Below are 4,709 nucleotides of genomic sequence, written 5' to 3' on the forward strand. Positions count from 1 at the left end.
CGGTCACGGCGGTCGTCATTCCTCGATCTCGATCAGAGCGGGTGTCTCGAAGGCGCGCAGGGTGCGGCAGGTGCGGCACAGCCGATCGCGGGGGATCACGGCATCCGGCGCCCAGGGGGTGCGGCAGTCGGGGCAGTCGACGAGTTGCCGGTTGCCCCACTTGTCGGTGTAGCGGTGCGGCAGCGGGCCGGCGGTCGACGGCGACCGCCGCACCCGCAGCACGCACGAGTTGGAATTCACAGGATCATCCGCTGTTTTCGGCGGATAGTCGTCCGCTGAATTCGGATTCATGAATTCAGGGTGCGCCTGGTCAGGGCCCACGGCACGTGGATAAACGCAGTGTCATCCGGTTTTCGCCTTCCTCGCGCCCCGGTCCGGGCGCGCCCGGTGCAGCGGAGTGGCCCACCAGCGCAGGCAGTCGGCGATCACGTCGGCCTTGCGGGGGTCGGTGAGGGGCAGGTCCGCCACTTCCCGCACCCGCCGCTGCAACTCGGAGTCGAGTTCGTGGAAACAGGCCGCGCAGCACCATTTCGGCGCGTACACGGTCGCGGTCGTGCACAGCCGGCAGCGGCGCGGCATCTGCAACGCGTCGGTCAAATCCGGTGCCACGGTCGTCACTGCGGGGCCGCCACGGTGCGCCGGGCCGGTGGCAGCCAGCCGCGGCCCAGCAGCCGCGCGACCGCGACCGCGAACTTGTCGGGCACCGGCGGAGACGGGGCTTCCCACGGCGGCGTGGTGTCCTCGGGGTCCGCGGTCACCGCGACCCACACGTCGCGCGCGAGGTCGGCGATCGACTCGTCGGGCGCCTGGACGGCGAGGGCCTCGTGCGAGGCCGTCGAGCTGTCGGACATAGCAGGTACTCTCTGGTCGGCATTTCGTCGAAGGGGTGCCGGCGGGGGCGTGGCCAGGCCGGATCTCGGGCGGACCGGCCGCCCGCTCCCGCAACACCCCGGGTATCGGGGGCGGGGTTAGAAGTAGCTGTAGCCAGGGCCCCACGGCAGGTCCATCAGCAGCACGGGCTCACGCAGCACCAGCGGCGCGGGCCGCCACAACCACGGCAGCAATCCACACATTCGCTCTCACCTCCTCTCCCTTGGTCGCAAGGGACAGCGCGCTCATCGGTGCGCCGCCGCCCAATCACAGGACACCCCGGTCGAACCTCCGGTGCCCTCCACCGCGACCACGCACGGCACCGTGCGCCCGTCGGGCATAAGCACGTCGCGGCCTTCGGTGGTCACCATCCCGGGATCACCGGAACAACCGGCCGCCAGCAGCAGCGACGCGACCAGCAGGACGCCCGGGCCGATCCGTCGGCAGGATCGAGGCCGGACCGGGACCCAGGGCGTCCACCCGCAGGGCAGTGCGGGCCGTGCGGAGGGATCCGGTACCGCGGGCGAGCGCAGAGCCGAGGGGAAGCCCGACCCGCCGATACCGGATCCCCGTACCGGGACGCCGGACAGTAGGCGGGGTGTCCGGCCCCGCCGCCCGCCGATGCCCCGGCCTCCCCAGGCCGCGAGCGATCTCAGCGCCCACGGGCCGGGAAGCTTCGAATCACCCACCGGCCACCCCGGGCGGCGACGGCGGACCCCCGTCGTACCAGCGGCGGCGTGCAGCGAGGTCCCGCCACGACTGCGCCAGCTGGGCGAGCGCCCCGGCGTGCAAGGCCAGGTCCCCCACCTCGAACGTCGACGCCGCTATGTCCACGCCACCGTCGCCGCGCGCGGTGAGCACGACCACCGTCGAGTTGTCGGTAATCGACTCGATCAGCTGTTCGATCGCCGCGCGCCGCGCCGCCGGGTCGTCGCCGAGGTATTCGCCACCGGGATCCCCGTACAGGCCCGGACGGGGGTCATCGGGCTGTGGCCGGGTCACCGGCGCCGCTGCTTCCGTATCCGGGCCGCGTGGTCGACGCGGTCGGCCACCTGCAACACCGGCACCATCGCGGCGGCACCGAGTGTCACGACCAGGCACGCCCGCAGTACATCCACGTTGATCGCCCCGGCCGCGTAGCCGCCCCACTCTGCTACCGCGCACGCCAGCAGCGCACCGGCCAGGTACCGGCCACCCGGAATCGCCCACCGCCGAGGACAATTCACCTTCGGCGGCACCGGCGCGGCACCGATCCGCCGCGGCCTCGGCAACGGCAGGGTCGGCATCCCCGCCACCGGCCCGGCATCCCGGGCCGTGTCGTCGGGCGGCGGCGGGATCGGGGCGATCACGCGAGGACCTCGATATACCCGGCGCTGAATACGTCGTCGAGGGTGCCGATCTGCCAGGTCTGGCCGGGACCATCGCACATCGGGACACACGGGTCGTCCACTGCCTGATCACCGGCGCGGCGCAACGAATAGCCGGGCGAGCACGTCGGCGTGAACCGGGCGCCGTCGGGGATCTGCGCCGCCACCTCCCAGCGGCGGCCCGGCGTCTCCGGCCGCGTCCAGCCGTGCAGTTCGAGGCGTTCACGGATCGCCCCGGCCGCGGTGATCAGCGTCTTATGTGCGGGCTCGGGCAGCTCGTCGAACGGCACCGCCGGCCAGACCGCCAGCGCCGATATCCCGCCGTGCAGCAGCGGCGCCAGGTGCGCCGCGTCGTAGTCATGTTCCCGGCGGCGCGCCAACCTGGTCGCGAACTCCGCCAGCTCGCTGTCTCCGGCGATACGCGCCCGCGCGGCCAGCTGCCGCAACTCCAACGTTCCGATCACGGTCGTGGTTCCTATTCCAATTGGTTCGAACATGTTGGTACTCAATGACTTCCGGTTGCCCCGGTGATCGCGTTCTTGTCGAATCCGGGCGGGTCGCCCGACCCGTCCCAGGTGAGCGCGGCGGCGACGGCCCGCAGGTACGCGATGCGCATCGTGCGGCGCTGCCCGGCCTCGTCGACGCCGTGGCCGAAGTAGCACCAGGCGCCGAGCACGCCTTCGCGGCCGTCGTGCGCGACACCGGTCGGTCGATATGTCGTGACGAGCCGCCAGTTGTAGAGCATGCGCAGCACGTCCACGCACCGGTCGTCGTCGAGCCGCCGCACACAGAACCCGCCCGGGATCGGCGTCGGCGGGTGAAACAATGTTTCGCGAATCGCGCCCTCGTTGACAGTCACGGCCGCACCTCCCGGTGGCCGTGACCGTGCCGGTAGCGGAACGCCGCGAGCCGGTCACCGGCCGCGTCGACGACGCACCACAACACCGCGCCCACCCCTGCGGCTACCGGGGCGGCGAGCACCACCCGCAGGTAGACCGCCATCCAATACGACGGCAGCAGGCCGGCCGCGTGTGCAGCGGTGACCACGCAGAGCACGAGAATCCCCGCGGCGCAACCGGACACGGCTACGTATTCGACGAACCGGCGCCGCGTTCGGGGCGAGTAATGCCAATTCCGGCCCATCACGCCCCGCCACCTTGAACGGACAAACCGAACTGGATCGCGGTCTTGGCGGGCCAGACACTCACCCGCAGGACAAGGCTCGCGGCCGGAACGAACGAGTCGGGCACCAGTGCGTTCCACACGTGGATGCCGTCGTCATCGACCCCGACGTAGTCCAGCTCGAGCGGTATCTCCTCACCGTCCGCGGACACGAGCCGAACGTTGGTCGGCGGGATCGGATCCCGCGCCGCCATCACGCTCCACCTCCCACGACCGGCGGGCGCGGCATCCGGGCCGCACACTGCCCGCCCGCCCGTCGGCGCGGCACGGAGACCGCCGGGGCGACCTTGGGTGGAGTGGCCGCCAGCCGGGCGTGGGCGACGGCCGCCGCGACCACCGCCGCGCGGTGGGTCCGCGACCGCCACGACCGCACCATGACCGCCAGAGCCACGACCAACACGAACGCGGCCACCGACATCACCGTCGAGATCGTCACCGCGGCCACGGTCAGGGCGGTCACCGCGTCCACCTCACGTGCATGCTGGCGCGGGACGTGCGTTCGTCGCGGGTGCTGGTGTGGCCGTTCCAGTCCACGTCCAGGCCCGCCGCGCGCATCAGATCGACCAGTTCACGGATGTCGGCCGTGACGCCGGTCAATCGGACCGTCACCGACCGCTCCAGTGGCGGCCTCACCGGCGGCGGCGTCCGGGGAACCGGGACATATCCCGGCGGCGGGCCGGGCTTCGGCACCGCCCGCGTCTCGTCGCTCACTGCGGATCCACCTCGCTCTCGTCGTCCTGGTCGTCGACGACGGGCACCTCGAACCGGTCCCGCAGCCACGGCGCGATATCGTCCGGTCCCCCGGCCGCGACCACGCCCGCGGCCAGCGCGTCCAGATACCGCAGCTGCTCGGCCGCCAGCTCGGCCAACGCCGCCGGCAGCCGCACCACCGCGTACATCCCCCAGCCGTCGGGGTCCTTGCCCTGCCACGCCCGCAGGCTCGACACCGCGTCCGCCAGGCCCGCGTGGAAGAATTCGTGCCCGTCGGCGCGGGCCGAGTCCTCCAGATGCTGGGCAACCACGAACCCGAACACGCGGTCGGCCTCGACGACCATCGGGATCCCGGCAGGCCTCGCCGCAGGCGGCGGTGTATCCGCACCCTCACGCTCGAACGTCACCGTCCACCCCGTCGGCGCCGGATCGACGACCCCGGCCGCCGACGGGGGCGGATCCGCCGCGCCTATCACGAGGCAGCCTTGACCGAACGTTGGCGCTTGCGCGCCGCGGCGACCGCGATGACGTCGGATCGCCGGAAAACGTAGGCGCCGTTGCGGCCTGGAGCCTTGTGCA

General features: G+C 72.2%; 13 protein-coding genes. All 13 read right to left on the reverse strand.

Annotated elements, in window-relative coordinates; genetic code table 11:
* Nucleotides 1-15: 15 nt before the first annotated feature.
* Nucleotides 16-240 carry a hypothetical protein gene (locus ON41_RS30745; RefSeq protein WP_040751620.1) on the reverse strand — a complete coding sequence of 75 codons (225 nt, stop codon included), beginning with the start codon at nt 238-240 and terminating at the stop codon, nt 16-18.
* Nucleotides 241-342: 102 nt separating this feature from the next.
* A complete protein-coding gene (locus tag ON41_RS30750; RefSeq protein WP_040751621.1) occupies nt 343-618 on the reverse strand; it encodes a hypothetical protein in 276 nt (91 codons plus the stop codon).
* Nucleotides 615-851: a hypothetical protein gene (locus ON41_RS30755; protein WP_040751622.1), complete on the reverse strand. Its 237-nt coding sequence runs from the start codon at nt 849-851 to the stop codon at nt 615-617. Before ON41_RS30755 ends, ON41_RS30750 begins: the two co-directional genes overlap by 4 nt.
* A 264-nt stretch (nt 852-1,115) precedes the next feature.
* Nucleotides 1,116-1,559, reverse strand: a complete 444-nt coding sequence (locus tag ON41_RS30760) for a hypothetical protein (protein ID WP_040751623.1) — start codon at nt 1,557-1,559, stop codon at nt 1,116-1,118.
* Nucleotides 1,552-1,872, reverse strand: a complete 321-nt coding sequence (locus ON41_RS30765) for a hypothetical protein (protein WP_040751624.1) — start codon at nt 1,870-1,872, stop codon at nt 1,552-1,554. Before ON41_RS30765 ends, ON41_RS30760 begins: the two co-directional genes overlap by 8 nt.
* Nucleotides 1,869-2,219 carry a hypothetical protein gene (locus tag ON41_RS30770; RefSeq protein WP_040751625.1) on the reverse strand — a complete coding sequence of 117 codons (351 nt, stop codon included), beginning with the start codon at nt 2,217-2,219 and terminating at the stop codon, nt 1,869-1,871. The genes ON41_RS30765 and ON41_RS30770 overlap by 4 nt, the downstream gene beginning before the upstream one ends.
* A complete protein-coding gene (locus ON41_RS30775) occupies nt 2,216-2,701 on the reverse strand; it encodes a hypothetical protein (protein ID WP_040751626.1) in 486 nt (161 codons plus the stop codon). The genes ON41_RS30770 and ON41_RS30775 overlap by 4 nt, the downstream gene beginning before the upstream one ends.
* Before the next feature lie 41 nt (nt 2,702-2,742).
* Nucleotides 2,743-3,096, reverse strand: a complete 354-nt coding sequence (locus ON41_RS30780) for a hypothetical protein (protein WP_040751627.1) — start codon at nt 3,094-3,096, stop codon at nt 2,743-2,745.
* Complete coding sequence (locus tag ON41_RS30785; protein ID WP_169336524.1) at nt 3,093-3,284, reverse strand: hypothetical protein; 192 nt, start codon at nt 3,282-3,284, stop codon at nt 3,093-3,095. Before ON41_RS30785 ends, ON41_RS30780 begins: the two co-directional genes overlap by 4 nt.
* Nucleotides 3,285-3,379: 95 nt before the next feature.
* Nucleotides 3,380-3,613: a hypothetical protein gene (locus tag ON41_RS30790; protein ID WP_040751629.1), complete on the reverse strand. Its 234-nt coding sequence runs from the start codon at nt 3,611-3,613 to the stop codon at nt 3,380-3,382.
* Nucleotides 3,613-3,879, reverse strand: a complete 267-nt coding sequence (locus ON41_RS30795; RefSeq protein WP_157185669.1) for a hypothetical protein — start codon at nt 3,877-3,879, stop codon at nt 3,613-3,615. The genes ON41_RS30790 and ON41_RS30795 overlap by 1 nt, the downstream gene beginning before the upstream one ends.
* Nucleotides 3,876-4,130 (reverse strand): hypothetical protein, encoded by a 255-nt coding sequence (locus tag ON41_RS30800; protein ID WP_040751631.1) that lies wholly within the window; start codon nt 4,128-4,130, stop codon nt 3,876-3,878. The genes ON41_RS30795 and ON41_RS30800 overlap by 4 nt, the downstream gene beginning before the upstream one ends.
* Nucleotides 4,127-4,606, reverse strand: a complete 480-nt coding sequence (locus ON41_RS30805; protein WP_040751632.1) for a hypothetical protein — start codon at nt 4,604-4,606, stop codon at nt 4,127-4,129. The genes ON41_RS30800 and ON41_RS30805 overlap by 4 nt, the downstream gene beginning before the upstream one ends.
* Nucleotides 4,607-4,709: the final 103 nt, after the last annotated feature.

This window comes from Nocardia transvalensis NBRC 15921 (genome assembly GCF_000308875.1).
Classification (GTDB): domain Bacteria; phylum Actinomycetota; class Actinomycetes; order Mycobacteriales; family Mycobacteriaceae; genus Nocardia; species Nocardia transvalensis.

Excerpts from the sequence above, each read along its gene's own strand:
- ON41_RS30755 (WP_040751622.1), bottom strand. The coding sequence starts at position 851 with ATGTCCGACAGCTCGACGGCCTCGCACGAGGCCCTCGCCGTCCAGGCG.
- ON41_RS30790 (WP_040751629.1), bottom strand. The coding sequence starts at position 3,613 with ATGGCGGCGCGGGATCCGATCCCGCCGACCAACGTTCGGCTCGTGTCC.